Below are 13,726 nucleotides of genomic sequence, written 5' to 3'. Positions count from 1 at the left end.
TGTGGAGTCAGGTCGGAAGTTAGAGTTCGGACCCTGCAGTTGAAACCCAAACGAACGCGGGCCCAAAAAGTTCCCGGTTCCTAACTCCCTTCCTCGCCATATCGGAACGACATGCCCTCGAATTCCTTGGCGGGGGCCCCCGACATACCTCAATGTCCGGTCCGAACTCTCCGATTGAGCGTTGTCTCGGCCTTGACCGGGTCCATCGAAGAATTGAGCGAACCGGTTTCACTCCAAGATTTCTGTTGAGAATGCGGTTTTTTCGAGCGATACTTGACACTCATCGACATTGAAACGGTTTTCAAGTGATTTGAAACCGTGTTCAAGCGAGTCGAAAAGATTTTTTCACGTTTCCTTTGAAGCTCAGATCCACGGATCAAACCCAGGAGTTCCAAATGGCTCATGACAAGGCCACGATTGATGCGATCCGCAAGACCGTTGCGGAACAGAAGATTGAGTTCGTGAACCTGCAGTTCACGGACATCCACGGCATGCTGAAAAGCGTGGGTCTGCCCATCGCCATGTTCTGGGATGTGGTGGACCATGGCATGTGGTTCGATGGTTCGTCCATCCAGGGATTCACGCGCATCGCCGAAAGCGACATGCTGCTGCACCCGGACCTGGCCACCTTCGCCCGGATTCCCTGGGACGTGGAGATTCCCACGGCCCGCTGCATCTGCGATGTCTGCCTGCCCAATGGCGAACCCTTCGAGGGCGATCCTCGCGGTGTACTCAAGCGTCAGCTCGAGCGGGCAAAGGCCATGGGCTACGAGTACATCACGGCCCCCGAGCTGGAGTTCTTCCTGTTCAAGCCCAATGCCGACGGCAGCCTCCGTCCCCTGCGTCCCCATGACAACGCGCGCTACTTCGACATGAGCACCGACATGGCCCACGATGTGCGTCGCCGCATGGTGCATGCGCTGCAGGCCTTCGGCATCACCGTGGAAGCCCTGCATCACGAAGTGGCCATTGGCCAGCATGAAATCGACTTCAAGTACGGTCCTGCCCTGCAGACCGCCGACAACGCCATGACCCTCAAGACCACCTTCAAGGCAGTGGCCCAGGAGCATGGTCTGTTCTGCAGCTTCATGCCCAAGCCCATCGCGGGCGAGAACGGCAACGGCATGCATGTGCACCAGAGCCTCTGGAAGGACGGCAAGAACGTCTTCGGTGACACGTCGGACCCCCATGGCATGAGCAAGGTGGCCAAGCACTTCATCGCCGGCCAGCTCGAGCACGCCAAGGAAATGTCCGCAGTGATCGCCCCGCTGGTCAACAGCTACAAGCGTCTGGTTCCCGGTTACGAAGCGCCCGTGTACATCAGCTGGGCCAGCAGCAACCGCAGCGCCCTGATCCGCATCCCGCGCATCAGCAAGACCCGCATCGCCACCGCCAGTCGCATCGAGCTGCGTTGTCCCGATCCCAGCTCCAACCCCTATCTGTGCTTCGCCGCCATGCTGGCCTCGGGCCTCGACGGTATCGAGCGCAAACTGGAAGCCCCGCGCGCCCAGGAGGAGGATCTGTTCCACCTGAGCCCCAGCCGCCGCAGTCGCCTGGTTTCCATGCCGGGCAGCCTGGGCGAGGCGATCGGCGAGTTCCGCCGCAGCAAGCTGATGAAGCAGGCCTTCGGCGAGCACCTTTTCCGCCAGTACGTGGAAGCCAAGACCGCCGAATGGGACAGCTACCGCACAAGCGTCAGCGAGTGGGAACTGGAACAGTATCTCTCGGTCTACTAGTTTCAACGCCATCTGCAACACACGGGGCGTGGTTGTCTGCAACCACGCCCCGTTTTTCATCGGGCGCCGAATGCGTCCGCATGGAGGACCCTGCGATGTCGCACATCAGGACAATCGAGTACAAGCCCGATCGACAGACGCTTGAGGACTCACGGGAACGTGGACACGCGCTCCATGCACTCCTGGCGGGGCGTCGCAGCGTACGCAGCTTCTCTCCGGAAGCGGTTCCCCAGGAACTGATCGAGACGGCCGTCCGCTGTGCGGGCACCGCGCCCAGCGGGGCCAATCTGCAGCCCTGGACATTCGTCGCCGTTTCCGATCCCGCTCTGAAACGCGAGATCCGACTGGGTGCCGAGGAAGAAGAACGTCTGAACTATGCATCACGCATGAGCGATGTCTGGAAGGAAGATCTGAACCACCTGGGCACCGACTGGCACAAGCCCATGCTGGAAGAGGCCCCCTGGCTGATCGTCGTGTTCAAGCAGAACACCCGTCCCGATGGACGACCCAACTACTACGTCCAGGAGTCGGTGGGACTTGCCGTCGGCATGCTGCTGACCGCTTTCCGTGTGATGGGCCTGAGTACGTTGACACATACGCCCAGCCCGATGCAGTTCCTCGCCAGAATCCTCGCGCGCCCGGCCAACGAGCGCCCATTCCTGCTGATCCCCGTGGGTTGGCCCAGCGAGACCTGCCGCGTGCCCGACATCCAGCGCAAGCCGCTGGACGAGATCCTCGTGATCCAGAGCGGCAAGTGATCCCTTCTGAGTCGAACCAGCCGAACGGAGAAAGGCCCTGAACGTGAACACGTTCAGGGCCCTTGAATTCAATCCGCCGGAACTACTTGAGAATCTCGAGCAGCTCGACCTCGAACACCAGCACCTCATCGGGACCGATCTTGCCGGGGCTGCCACGCTTGCCGTAGGCGAGATCACCGGGGATCCAGAACTTGAACTTGCTGCCGACGGGCATCAGCTGCACGCCTTCGGTCCAGCCGCGGATCACGCCATTCAACCCGAAGCTGGCAGGCTGGCCACGGTCGTATGAACTGTCGAACTGGGTACCATCCAGCAGAGTACCGGCGTAGTGCACCTTCACCTGATCGGTGGCCTCGGGCTTGGGGCCGTCGCCCATGGTGATCACCTGGTACTGCAGACCGGATTCGGTGGTGACCACACCCTCCTTGGTGCCGTTCTCCTTGAGGAAGGCCTCGCCCGCGGCGCGGTTCTTCTCGGCAATCGACTCGGTCTCGGCCTGCATGCGGGCCTGACTCTGGCGACGGAACTCGCCCATGACGGCCTGGATCGAATCCTGTGTCATCAAGGATTTTCCGCTGGCGAACAGGGTATCACGAACGCCCTGCACGAACGCATCGATGTCCAGTTCGACTTTCTGGTTGGCCAACCAGGCGCCCATGTCCCGGCCGAATGCATAGCTGACCTTCTCTTCGAAGGTGACGACTTCGTTCTTCTCGTTCGCCACTCCCTTTCCTCCTGTGCTGCCGCATCCAACGGCGATTCCAAGCAGCGCCAGCAGAATCAGAAACTTTCCTGTGGTACGCATCATGCTCACTTTCTATATGGTCCCCGCGTGCGTATGGGTCCTTGCTCCGCGGGTTGGAACAAGGGCTGTGTGATCCGTGTCAGTTTTCCAGCGAGAATTCCACCCGCAGCAGGCCCCGCAGCTCGCCAAGGCCGTAGCCCACCGCCTGGTCCGAGGGATAGATCTTCTCGAGTGCCTGGCTGAGGTCGGGTGAAAAGTCCGCGGGATTTCCATGGCAGGCCAGGCAGGTCGCGCCCATGCGGATGGGGCGGTAGTAACGCACGATGGTCCGTTGGCCACGCCGGTACTTCTGCATCAGCTCGGAGGGCACATCGCCCCCCACATCCGCATGGGAGTGCATGATTTCAAGCGCGCGCTGTTCGGCACGATCCGGTGAATTCAAGGGATTGCGTGTCTTGCGGGAGACCCGTTTGATGTCCACGGCGGGGTCCCTGTGGGCCAGGGAGTCGGTCATCCTGAGTGCGCGCGTGGAACAGAAATCGAGCGCTCCCGCGGGCCCTTTGGCCGTCAGTGCCTGATTCAGCTGTGACATCAGCGCACTCATCACTTCACCCGATCGCAGGGCGCCCTGTTCCTTGAAATGGGCAATCTCATCCGGACTCATCACCTGATAGTCCGGTTCGCCCGGTTGGCAGGACAGGCAAGCGAGCAGCAGGGGCAGGGATACCCAACGGAACATCTCGGACTCCAGGTGGCGACATGGGTGGCTGGCAAGCGAAACAGCCAGTTCGGCGGGCAAGGTACTAATCGGCTTGTCAATCAAGGATGCCTGCGAATCAGGCGCGTTCAGGCCTCTCCGGACGCTTCATGCTGCGCTTCAGTCCATCCAGGCTGTGCATCAGTGCCAGCCAGGGATGGTGCAGCATCATGCGTGGACCGGCCCAGGCCATCATCGTCCGCAGTTCGTCTTTCCAGGGTGAACGATAACAGTGGATCGTGCAGTTGCGGCAGGTCCCCTTGTCCTCGCCGAAAGGGCAATGCTCGGTGCGCTTGAGGCTGTAATCCAGCTTCTCACGGCAGGCATCGCACAGATCGGGCGTGCCATGATGGTACCGACAATACAGGCGGCACATGGCCTCGATGGTCTTCAGTTCGCGCTTGATGCGTGGCCCGGGGCTGGATGACATGCGCACTTCCACAAAAAAGCATGGGCCCGGTCTGGGGTAGAGCGGGCCGCATGCAAACACACAGCTAAAAGGGGGGCTTGCCTGATTCGGACCATGGGGATCCGCACCCGGCGTCGAACTCACACTGCCTTGGGTGACTCAGTGAATTCGGCCTGAATATAGCCGTCAGGGCTGGGCTTTCCTTGATTTGAGTCAAGAATTGCAGAAAGCTCGTGCAAAATCTCATTTTCGCCGCAAAAAATCGGAAAGGATGTCCCGAGGCTGCTCAGATGGAGCGATTCACGGCTGACCTGAGCTCAGCAGGCCTGACGAGCAAGGGCCTGCTCCACCGAACTGACCAGATCGTGCATCGAGAAGGGCTTGGGCAGAAAGGCGACCGCTCCCAGATCCAGGATCTCGCGGGCTTCCCAGATGCCGGTATAGCCCGTGGTGATGATCACGGGAATCTCCGGCCGCAGGTTGCGCAGCACACCCAGGAAACTCAGTCCGTCCAGATTGGGCATCTGGATGTCGGAAATGATCAGGTCAAACTGCTCGCGCTCCACGTGGTCCAGGCCCTGCAATCCATCAAAGGCCAGATAGACCACGTACCCATAGCTGGCCAGCATGTCGCTGAAGATCTCGGCCAGATCGCGGTTGTCTTCCAGGACCAGCAGCTTGCAGAAGGAGTTCTGCACATGCTCGCTGTTGGGATAGAGGAAATTGATGAAGGTGTTCACCACTTCCGACGAATAGCGCGCAGCAAAGGTGTCCAGCAGCTCATCCTGGCGCGAATCCAGCGGATAATCCCCGGCGAAGTAGATCGCCGCCAGTTCCAGCACCTTCAGCAGCCGGGCATCGATGCGTCCTTCGCGGTGAACCACATCCAGCATGGCCAGGGGACACAGGGTGGCGAAGGCATGCAGTTTGTCTTCGGCGGCATCGAAGCGCACCCGGATCAGGGCAGCGGAATCCACGGAGACGTCCAGATTGCTCTCGCCGCGTCCCAGCAGTCCTGCCAGCACGGAAATCGCGGCGGCAAGCAGCAGACCGGTTTCCGCCTCGGCCGGTGCGTCGGTCAGCACCCGGTAACTCTCGAACTGCTGGCGGACTCGCCCCGCGAATTCACCTTCCTTCAGATCCAGCAAGCTGACACTGGCAAAACGCAGCAACAGCTCCTCCACTCCGAATCGGCTGCCGGAAGGGGAATCGCCAAGCTTGAATTCTGCACCACAGATGGTCTGGTTGCCATCTTCCCGCAGGAGTTTGAGACTATCGATCATGGGTCCCGGTCTGTTGGCTTCCACTGGCAGCACTCTCCATGCTCCACCTGTCGGCACCTATCGGCCAAGGCAATGGCCACTTTCAATGATTGAAAGATGCTTCTGCCATTTTTGTCTGAATTTCACACACAATTCACGCGCTTCGACACATGGGTGTGCCCGGAACCCGGGTCGTGAACTTGCACTCAAGAATCTTGGAAACCCTGCAGGGCACCCCTACATTTTCGCGTCACACACCCATCGCCGGAGCCAACGTGCCAATTATCCTGCTCAACCACCCGGTCATCCAGCACAATCTGGCCCAGGCGCGCAATCGAACGACCGACAGCGAGACCTTCGCCAAGATGATCGACCGCATCTCGTCGCTGATGGTCTACGAGGTCAGCCGGGATCTGCCCAGCCACCCGGTCTCGCTGGAAACTCCGCTGGAAACCACCCAGGGAAACTGCCTGAGCCGCCCATTGGTGCTGGTCCCCATCCTGCGGGCCGGTCTGGGGATGGTGCAGGGGTTCAAGGCCCTGCTGCCCGATGCCATGGTCGCCCACCTGGGGCTGTACCGCGACGAGCAGACTCTGGAGCCCGTGGTCTACTACAAGAAACTGCCCCGGGATCTGCAGAACCGTGACCTGATCGTGCTGGATCCCATGCTGGCCACCGGCGGCACGGCCGTGGCCGCGCTGCACTTCCTCAAGGAACGCAGGCCCGCCACGATCCGGCTGGTCTGCGTGCTGGCCGCTCCCGAAGGCGTCAAGCACGTGGAGCAGGCACATCCCGACGTGCCGATCTATGGCGCGGCCCTGGACCGCGAACTGAACTCGGTGGGCTATATCCTCCCCGGGCTGGGCGATGCGGGCGATCGCATCTTCGGCACCACCGGCACCGACGATGGGGACGACGCCTGAACTTCCTTCTGACCTGCATCTGCTGCCTGCTGGCCGGCACGACCGCCACGGCCGGCCTGTTGAATCCCGGGCGCACGGCCGTGATCAACCGCGCCATCGACAGCACCATCCGCGAGGACTACTCCGGGGCCATATTGCTGATGGACAGCCTGATCCGCGCCGAACCGGATCGGCCCGAAGGTTGGTTCTTCCGGGCGGCCATCCAGTCGATCCGGATGACCGACGAAGAAAGTTTTCGCCACGAAGCCGCGTTCCTGGCCGATCTGGACAGTGCCGAGACTCGCGCCCTGCAGCTGGAGCCGGTGTCACACGACACGCCCGACGTGGCATTCTGCCTGGCCAGCATCACCAGTTACCGCGCCTATCATGCCTCACGCCGCGAAGAGTGGCTCAAGGCGGTCTCCCTCGGTCTTGGGGCCGTGCGGTCCTTCGAGCGGGTCCAGGAACTGTGGCCCGATTTCCCCGATGTGCGACTGGGACTGGGCAACTACCTCTTCTGGAAGAGCGTGAAGATGCGCGCTTTCCAGTGGATGCCCTTCATCGAGGACGAGCGTCGGGAAGGCATTCGACTGGTCGAAAGCGCCCGCCGCAGCGGCGAGTATCACTCCTGGGTGGCGGCGTCCAATCTCAGCTGGATGTACCTGGAAGACAAGCAGCCACAGCAAGCCCTCGAGATCTGCGAGGAAGGACTGGCACACTATCCGGGAAGTCGGCTGTTCCTGTTTCCCCTGGGCGACGCGCTGATCCAGTTGCAGCAGTGGTCCCGTGCCGAGGAAGTCTGGCGCACGATCCTGGCCCAGCTGGAGTCGCCCACCCAGAACAGCGGAGTCAATCGGGTGATCTGCCACGAGAAGCTGGCCCGCATCGCCGAAGCCAGGGGGGATCACGCACGAGCCCTCGACCTGGCCCGCACGGGGCTGGGGATTCTCGTGGACCAGGCCCAGAAATCCCGCGTGCGTGACACCCGTCGTCGCCTCCAGGAACTGCTGGACTCAAACAACTGAACCCGGCTGACACCGCGACCTGACCGAGCTCGATCTTCCCTCGAACCGGGGCGCGACTCCCGGGATGAGTCAACGAAAGGAAACACCATGACATTTCTGTATCTCAACTCCGACCGCATGGGAACGGGTGACGACGAACTGGGACGCCGCCTCCTGCTGGCGTTCCTGGAGAAGCTGCTGGAATCGAGAACTCCCGTGGATCTGGTGGGTTGTGTCAATTCGGGGATCCGGCTGAGTACGGAAGCCGGCCGTGGTGCCGAGCTGCTGGCCCGTCTGGAGCAGGCCGGCGCGCGCATTGCCAGCTGCGGAACCTGTCTGGACCATTTCGGCAAGCGGGAACAGCTGCTGGTGGGCGAGGTGGGCAGCATGGACGGTACGGTCAAGGTCATGACCGAGGCCGATCGCGTGATCCGCCCCTGCTGAAACGCTCTGGCGGATCCACCGGCGATCTCAGTCGACGATCAGGCTGCCGTTGGCGGTCACGGTGCCGCCATTCACGCTTTCGCTCACCAGGTTGCCAAGCTCATCCACGCGGCTCCAGGACGTGGCGGGCACTTTCAGCCTCAGCTGATAGAGATAGACTCCGCGTGCCAGCGGATCGCCCCGATCATCCCGGGGGCGCCAGTCCTCGCTGTAGTACAGGCTTTCATTTCCCGCCAGGGCCAGTCGGTCGCCGAAGACCCGTCGCCCGCGCGTGGTGAAGACTCGCAACTCCACGTCGGCGGGCGGGTCAATGGCCAGCCCATTGAGCCTGAAGGTGAATCGCGTGCTGCTTCCCACCGGATTGGGATAGTTCACCAGATCCACGAGGGACAGGCTCCCGGTATTCACCACACGGAAATCGGCTTCGGCATAGCCCGGATTGTTGAAGTTGTCAAAGGCGCGCACGCGCGCGTGGTGCAAACCCGCTTCCAGCTGCGGCAGTTCCTGCTGCACGGTACCCTCGGTCCAGCTGCCGTTGTCGTAGACGAATGCCGGAGTCAGGTCCACCGGGGTACCGCCGTCGATCTCCAGCTCGATGCGATGGCCGATCTCGCCGGTCAGATTGATTCCATTGGAGTCGGCCAGCACGATGTAGACACTCGAATTGGGTGCCAGCAGATCATTCTCGCGCCACTGGGGCCCATTGAAGGACAGGCGCAACGTGGGAGCCTGTTCATCCACGGGCGGGTCCGGGTTGAGCGCGAAGTGAATGCTCTCGTCGAAGATCAGCCCGTCGGCGGGCTGGCCGGACGCATCCTCGCCCGTGTAATACATGCGTACCTGCCCCGGAGCCGTGCGTCCGGAAAAGTCCGCCGGCATGATGAACCGGGCCAGCGGGCGGCCGGCCGTGTATCGCACCTTGCCCGCGAACAGCAAGGCGCCGGGTTTCTCGTAGTCCAGCGAGTCGGGAACCGTTGCGGTCCCCGAGCTGGGCAGGTCGTAGTAATAGCGCCTGGGAACCGGAGCCTCGCGGACCACCACCAGGGCCTCACCCTCCTGCGGAGCCGCGGCGCTGGTGACACTGAATGGCCCCGCCAGGGCTTCCAGGGTGGCCAGCTCCAGAGTCCGCAGTGTATCGGTCACACTGCCGTCGGGTCGACGTACGGCCGTGAGCCGCCCGCCCCCCTCGGGAAAACCGGGCATCTGGCTGGGGTCGCCCAGATACAGGTACAGCTCGTCGTTGGAAGACACGCTGGCATTCTTGGCGATGCGCATCGCTTCGGCCACCGTGATGCGTTCGGTCAGCGAATCACTCCAGGCCGCGAACAGCGCCGGATAGAGATTGCGCGCGAAGCGGTCGTTGCCGCCACTGGTGGTGTTGCGCGTGGCGGCCATCACGCCCATCGCGCCGCCACGGGGCATGGTCAGCAGCTGCTGGGGCAGGGCCAGGCCAATGGGCAGGTCGATCTCGGCCCAGGAGCAGGTGGCCGCGATGTAGATCGCGGGCCGGTTGTTGCCGGGCAGCAGGTTGAAGTGCTTGCTGGAATTGAACAGGTACTCATGAGTCCAGGTCGTGTTGTTGCCGTGCCCGATGTAGTTGATCAGGCTGGCCCCCTCGCGCATGCCATCCAGCAGACGCTTCTCGGCCAGAGGTTTCTCGTTCACCCGGATTTCGGGATTGTAGACGGTAGGATACTCGATCTCGTAGATCCGCTCGACCTCGAAGGACGGGGGCACGATGGCCGAGATCAGGTACTCGCTGTGCTGGGTGTGGTCGCTCTCCCAGCTGCGCACGATGCCGTTCTCGCCGTGCTCGTCGTCGCCCACGAAGATCATCCGGTTGCGCCAGGCGCCATCATCCTGGCCACTCTCGTAACGAATCAGCTTGTCCACATAACTGCTCACCTCGGCGGAACTCCATGCGGACAGGCGCCCGATGGCGATGTCCATGCTGTTGTCGTTCAGCAGCCAGCCGTAATACTCGTCGATCATCTTGCCGGACTGGTACCAGACCGGAAAGAGATCCGGCCAGGCGCCCTGGATGCGTCCCACAGGATCGTAGTGCCCATTTCCCACCAGCAGGGCATACTTGAGAACCGGGGACGGCAGCCCACTCTGGTACTCGGCCCGCAGGAAATTGCGCACGGCTCCGGGGTCCGCCACACCCGCGTTGAACTGGCGGTAGACATCTTCCAGCGTGACCAGACGCGCCCGCACGTCTCCGCGGGCATTGCGGTGATCCACCAGGGGCTGGACCGCATCGACCAGACTCTCGGGACTGATCACCACCAGTTCGGTGGTGTTGGCCGCCAACAGGAGATCCGGTTGGGAATCGAGCTGGGCTCCCGTGATGGAGCGGATTCCAGCCTCCGCCACTCCGTAGTACAGGCGCTGAAGTCCGCTTCCGGGTACAGCCGGATTCTCGGGCACCCGATCGCTGAAAGTCGCGCCGCGACTGACTCGCGTGCTGTCGACGAAAGTCACGTCCAGCAGGTATCCGCCCGCCGGAAAACTGCCGATCGTGGTGGACCATGGGCCGGGCGCCAGGGGTGATTCGAAATGGCAGACGCCGTCCACGAACGCCGGCTGGGACTCGACGGCCAGTTCGATGTAGTCCAGCAGTACGGGAATGCCCGTGGATGCCAACTGTGTGATGCTGAAGGACAGTGCATTGCCCGAGAGGGCCAGATCCGCATCGAGAGTGCCCGACGAACTGGGACGCACTCCGCGCCCACCCACGGGCAGCCCGTTCAGCTCGAAATGCAGGCTGTCGCGCGTGTTGCTGGGGTTGGTGGAGTAGCTGAATCTGTACTCCAGTGCCACCGAGCGATTGCCCGCCCCCAGCGGAACCGGCCAGCTCCAGCTTTGCGTGTTGCGGTTGACGAATTCGACCCCGAACCAGTCACGCGAGCTGTTGCGTGCGTTGTTGATGTTGTCGTCAATGAAGGTGCGCCAGACCACTGATTGAACGGGCGTGCCACCTGTGCTTGCGATCGGGGCCATGCTGCGACCGGCGGTGACTCCGTCGAGCAGCAGCCAGACCTGGTTGCGGTCGTCATAGTAGTGCTGCGTGTGACGGATCAGCCCTTCGCCGTTGCGCGCCAGGCCGAAGAGCCCCCTGGCGTGAAACAGCAGCCGGTCGTTGCCGTCGAAGGCCCCGTTGCCATCGTGTTCGCGGATCACGGGCAGTTCCAGGAGGCGCGAGCGATCGTTGAGCGGACTGGATGGATCATCGGGAATCATCTGGCCGTCGTGACCGTAGACCTTGATCGCCTCGGGATCGAAACTGGCAGGATTCAGTCCCAGGGCGCTCAGGTCCTGGGGGGTCAGCTTGTAGAGCCCTTCCTCGGAAATGGGCACCCGCACCCAGCGAGTGCCTTCCCAGGACGCCGGCTGCGTGATCCGCCGGGCTGCCGGCAGCGTGGCCCAGCCACTGGCCTGGGCAGGATTGAGCAGGCACTGGCGCAGTTCCAGCGGGCTGCAGAGCGAACTGCCGCCCACACGGCCACCACCGCTCCAGCTCACCTGGATCCTGGCCGATTCGAGAATCCGGCGCGGACCGTCCGTCAGCTCCAGTTCAAGCACCAGCGTGTTGAGATCGCGCCAGCTTTCCTCGCGTGCCTTCAGGGGTTGTGAGGCATTCGCGGACTGAAGTTCGGGAACCAGATCGCCCGGCAAGCTGCGGTAGCGGCTGTCCAGAATCGTGGCCCTGGCGGAAGCTCCTGGTGGCAGGGCCAGACGGAAGGATTCCACCAGACTGAGCGGGTCCTGGCTGGACGAGGCACGCAGGCTCCAGCCCGTCTCGCCTTCTCGTGGCTGCTGGTCCCATTCGGGTTGCAAGTCGAACAGCAGGCCGTTGGCGTCGGAGCGCAGGATCGTGAGTTCCCGGGCCTGCAGTTCCGTTGCGAACAGGAGGAGGAATGCCAGCAGACAAATGGAAAGGAATCCGGCAGACGTGTCCGGCACACGCCGCTGACTTCCCCGGATGGCAGCGTCAGAATTGGATGCGGGCGAAGACGGGGAAGTGATCGGAGCCCGCAATGCGGGGAATCCGGGTTTCCAGGGCGGTGACTTTGTCGGAGAGAAAGACATGGTCCAGCTTCACCTCTATGTCATAGTTGGCCTGGAAAGTCCCCGTGAAGACGCTGTTCAGCGGGAAGGCATCGTGGTAATCCCTGATGAGCCGCCGCCAGGCAGAAGAGAACGGGAACGTATTGAAATCACCCACAAGGGCCAATGGAAGCTGATGCCAGGGTTCCAGCCAATTCACGACCGCCTCGGCCTGGATCGTGCGCATGCTGGTTCCCAGCAGTTCATTGCGCATGGTCTTGCGAACGCCCAGGTCATGGATGTCCGAATTGGGAAAGTGCACGGTGGCCACGTAGAAGGACCGTCCTTCCACGTCCAGCTCGCACATGCAGATCACGCGGCTTTCTTCTTCGGGTGGCAACAGCTGGCGCCAGCTCCTGCGGATCGGCCAGCGCGAAAAGATTGCCAGTCCGCTGCTGTTCTGGCCCTCGTAAGGGAAATACTCCCAGTACTCCAGGCCCCCCACCATCAACTGGGTCTCCTGCATGGTGGCCCGTTTGAAGGGAATCTCCTGCAGGCAGACCACGTCGGGATCCAGGGGGGCGAGCTGCAGCAGGCCATCACCGCCTTCACGCCCGTACTCGGCAAGGGCCATCAGGTTCCACGAGACGATGGACAATTCGGTATTGCCCTCCGCCCGGCCGCTGCTCAGCCAGGGATGAATCCACCAGCCCAGCGCCAGCAGCGGCGAAAGAAGAATCAGAAGTTTGAACAGCCGCTTCACAGCACGATTTCTCCCTTGAGAGTGCCGGAGCCCGGCGTTTGGCAGGTGATGATCGATTCCAGCGACGCTCCGGTCCAGCGTGCGCCCGGCCAGAGCACCGTGGTGCGCCAGTCCGGGTGACTTTCGAGCGCCGAGGCACTGACTTCGAGTGTATCGTCCCAATCGGGCTTCAGCTCCAGACGTCGGCAGAGAGCGTGGTAGTCCTCCGAGGCGCCCAGCCGCATGTGAAGGGGCAGGTAATCGCCCACGCGGCCCAGATCCTCCCAGAGCCCCGTGTGATGCTCGGCCTGAATCACCCAGCCTTCGAGCTGCATCTCCTGCCAGCTCTCGATCAGGTCGGCCTGCCGGCAGTCAAGCAATCGGGCGCGAAAGGCCTGCCCCATCCAGTGCACTCCCGCGAAACCGTGGGTCGAACGCAGGGGATCACGAAAGCCCAGCACTCTGCCCTGATCGACCTCCACCACACACGGCGCCTGTTGCACCAGCAGGCGGGCACGGTTGGGGTCGGCATTGCAGAGGCGTTTCAACGGACAGTCATGGATCACATCACCGTTGTGCACCAGCACAGGCCCCGGAGGCAGCTGTTCCAGCATCGCCCGCAGTCCTCCGCCCGTTCCCAGCAGCTCGGTTTCCCGATGGCAGGAGAATGTCACACCGGGAAAGCGCGCTGGCAGCGCTGCCGTCCAGTCCTCGAGCTGCCCGGCCAGATGACAGGCATTGAGCGCGATCCGGCGGCAGCCCGCTTCCAGCAGCAGTCGCAGCCCGAACTCGGCCAGCGCGATGCCGTGCAGGGGCACCAGCGCCTTGGGCCGTTGAAAGGTCAGTGGCCGCAGGCGACTTCCCAGTCCGGCGCAGAGCAACACGCCACTCAGGCTGTCATCGGTGCGGGGCACGGG

12 protein-coding genes are annotated in these 13,726 nt (G+C 62.5%); 5 read left to right on the top strand and 7 right to left on the bottom strand.

The genetic code is table 11. The features are described from left to right. The first annotated feature begins 395 nt into the window (after positions 1-395). A complete protein-coding gene (gene glnA, locus H6678_07880; GenBank protein ID MCB9473714.1) occupies positions 396-1,736 on the top strand; it encodes a type I glutamate--ammonia ligase in 1,341 nt (446 codons plus the stop codon). 95 nt (positions 1,737-1,831) lie between these two features. Then, on the top strand, positions 1,832-2,494 hold the full coding sequence (locus H6678_07875; protein ID MCB9473713.1) for a nitroreductase family protein: 663 nt from the start codon (positions 1,832-1,834) through the stop codon (positions 2,492-2,494). A gap of 82 nt (positions 2,495-2,576) precedes the next feature. Here H6678_07875 and H6678_07870 read toward each other — a convergent pair whose 3' ends face one another. From H6678_07870 to H6678_07855, 4 genes are all read right to left on the bottom strand, one after another. Continuing rightward, the gene (locus tag H6678_07870; protein ID MCB9473712.1) at positions 2,577-3,302 is read right to left on the bottom strand and encodes an FKBP-type peptidyl-prolyl cis-trans isomerase; all 726 of its coding nucleotides are present in this window, start codon (positions 3,300-3,302) and stop codon (positions 2,577-2,579) included. Between the two features lie 76 nt (positions 3,303-3,378). Next, positions 3,379-3,978, bottom strand: a complete 600-nt coding sequence (locus H6678_07865) for a DUF3365 domain-containing protein (GenBank protein MCB9473711.1) — start codon at positions 3,976-3,978, stop codon at positions 3,379-3,381. A 97-nt stretch (positions 3,979-4,075) separates the two neighbouring features. Next, positions 4,076-4,426, bottom strand: coding sequence for a nitrous oxide-stimulated promoter family protein (locus H6678_07860; protein MCB9473710.1), 351 nt, complete (start codon positions 4,424-4,426; stop codon positions 4,076-4,078). A 296-nt stretch (positions 4,427-4,722) separates the two neighbouring features. Further along, complete coding sequence (locus H6678_07855) at positions 4,723-5,688, bottom strand: response regulator (GenBank protein MCB9473709.1); 966 nt, start codon at positions 5,686-5,688, stop codon at positions 4,723-4,725. Positions 5,689-5,837: 149 nt separating this feature from the next. Between H6678_07855 and upp the strand changes: the two genes are divergently transcribed. The 3 genes from upp (at position 5,838) to H6678_07840 (ending at position 8,017) form a co-directional block, all read left to right on the top strand. Continuing rightward, positions 5,838-6,590: a uracil phosphoribosyltransferase gene (upp, locus tag H6678_07850; protein ID MCB9473708.1), complete on the top strand. Its 753-nt coding sequence runs from the start codon at positions 5,838-5,840 to the stop codon at positions 6,588-6,590. A 59-nt stretch (positions 6,591-6,649) separates the two neighbouring features. Further along, positions 6,650-7,594 carry a tetratricopeptide repeat protein gene (locus tag H6678_07845; GenBank protein ID MCB9473707.1) on the top strand — a complete coding sequence of 315 codons (945 nt, stop codon included), beginning with the start codon at positions 6,650-6,652 and terminating at the stop codon, positions 7,592-7,594. 87 nt (positions 7,595-7,681) lie between these two features. Further along, positions 7,682-8,017: a DsrE family protein gene (locus H6678_07840; protein MCB9473706.1), complete on the top strand. Its 336-nt coding sequence runs from the start codon at positions 7,682-7,684 to the stop codon at positions 8,015-8,017. A 27-nt stretch (positions 8,018-8,044) separates the two neighbouring features. On the opposite strand, the gene porU is transcribed toward H6678_07840, so the two are convergent. Genes porU through H6678_07825 form a run of 3 tightly spaced genes read right to left on the bottom strand, consistent with a single transcriptional unit; the run spans position 8,045 to position 13,723 of the window. After that, on the bottom strand, positions 8,045-11,983 hold the full coding sequence (porU, locus tag H6678_07835) for a type IX secretion system sortase PorU (protein MCB9473705.1): 3,939 nt from the start codon (positions 11,981-11,983) through the stop codon (positions 8,045-8,047). Positions 11,984-12,011: 28 nt separating this feature from the next. Beyond that, the gene (locus H6678_07830) at positions 12,012-12,830 is read right to left on the bottom strand and encodes an endonuclease/exonuclease/phosphatase family protein (GenBank protein MCB9473704.1); all 819 of its coding nucleotides are present in this window, start codon (positions 12,828-12,830) and stop codon (positions 12,012-12,014) included. Then, the gene (locus tag H6678_07825) at positions 12,827-13,723 is read right to left on the bottom strand and encodes an NTP transferase domain-containing protein (GenBank protein ID MCB9473703.1); all 897 of its coding nucleotides are present in this window, start codon (positions 13,721-13,723) and stop codon (positions 12,827-12,829) included. The genes H6678_07830 and H6678_07825 overlap by 4 nt, the downstream gene beginning before the upstream one ends. Positions 13,724-13,726 lie beyond the last annotated feature (3 nt).

The sequence above is a fragment of the Candidatus Delongbacteria bacterium genome (assembly GCA_020634015.1).
Classification (GTDB): Bacteria; CAIWAD01; CAIWAD01; order CAIWAD01; family CAIWAD01; genus JACKCN01.
The sequence above is the reverse complement of the archived record's forward strand: the minus strand, read 5'-3'. Positions and strand labels throughout refer to the sequence as shown.

Excerpts from the sequence above, each read along its gene's own strand:
- glnA (MCB9473714.1), top strand. The coding sequence starts at position 396 with ATGGCTCATGACAAGGCCACGATTGATGCGATCCGCAAGACCGTTGCG.
- H6678_07870 (MCB9473712.1), bottom strand. The coding sequence starts at position 3,302 with ATGATGCGTACCACAGGAAAGTTTCTGATTCTGCTGGCGCTGCTTGGA.
- H6678_07875 (MCB9473713.1), top strand. The coding sequence starts at position 1,832 with ATGTCGCACATCAGGACAATCGAGTACAAGCCCGATCGACAGACGCTT.
- H6678_07855 (MCB9473709.1), bottom strand. The coding sequence starts at position 5,688 with ATGATCGATAGTCTCAAACTCCTGCGGGAAGATGGCAACCAGACCATC.
- H6678_07840 (MCB9473706.1), top strand. The coding sequence starts at position 7,682 with ATGACATTTCTGTATCTCAACTCCGACCGCATGGGAACGGGTGACGAC.
- upp (MCB9473708.1), top strand. The coding sequence starts at position 5,838 with ATGGGTGTGCCCGGAACCCGGGTCGTGAACTTGCACTCAAGAATCTTG.
- H6678_07860 (MCB9473710.1), bottom strand. The coding sequence starts at position 4,426 with ATGTCATCCAGCCCCGGGCCACGCATCAAGCGCGAACTGAAGACCATC.
- H6678_07865 (MCB9473711.1), bottom strand. The coding sequence starts at position 3,978 with ATGTTCCGTTGGGTATCCCTGCCCCTGCTGCTCGCTTGCCTGTCCTGC.